This window comes from Halorubrum orientale, assembly GCF_059623105.1.
Genome location: NZ_JBSPSR010000024.1, coordinates 1 through 654 on the forward strand (window position 1 = coordinate 1; position 654 = coordinate 654).

Consider the following 654-nt stretch of genomic DNA (forward strand, 5'->3'; position numbering starts at 1 on the left):
TTCAGCGTTCGCTCACGCTACTTGTTCGCTATCGGTCTCGAGGAGTGTTTAGCCTTCTCAGGGGATGCCTGAGTTGTTCATAGAGGATATCCGACCCCTACTACTCTGGTATTGACGCCTTCTGTACTGGTCATCCTACGGGGTTGTCACCCTGTTTCACGCTCCGTTCCAGGAGACTTCGAATGAGTTGTCGAGAATTGATTGTCAACCCGAACACCACATTGGTCCGAAGACCTTCGGTTTGGGCTGTGTCGTGTTCACTCGCGGTTACTAGCGACATCGCGGTTGCGTTCTGTTCCTCCCCCTACTGAGATGTTTCAATTCGGGGGGTTCCCTATTGCGCGTGGCAATTGTAAACGGATTCCGATTCGGAGATCTCGTGTTCTATCCCTCCATGCGGGTCCCACGAGCTTTTCGCAGCTTGGCACGTCCGTCGTCGGCTCTCGAGCCGAGCCATTCACCAGCTGGCACAGTAGCCAGTAGTGTGTTGAGTGACTCACGGTGAGTCATTCAACGGTGTCAGAAATACTCGTTTGAGTATTCCGACTGTATGGTTCACTGACGTTCCACGAACTCGGATGAGTTCAGTGGACGTCTGGATCGCACGTATACACGGTTGTCATTGAATCACACGTGGTGTTGAACGTGTGTTCG

1 rRNA gene is annotated in these 654 nt (G+C 52.6%); it reads right to left on the reverse strand.

What is annotated here, in order from left to right:
• Positions 1-485, reverse strand: a 23S ribosomal RNA gene (locus ACWUI7_RS13485); the annotation flags it as partial.
• Positions 486-654: the final 169 nt, after the last annotated feature.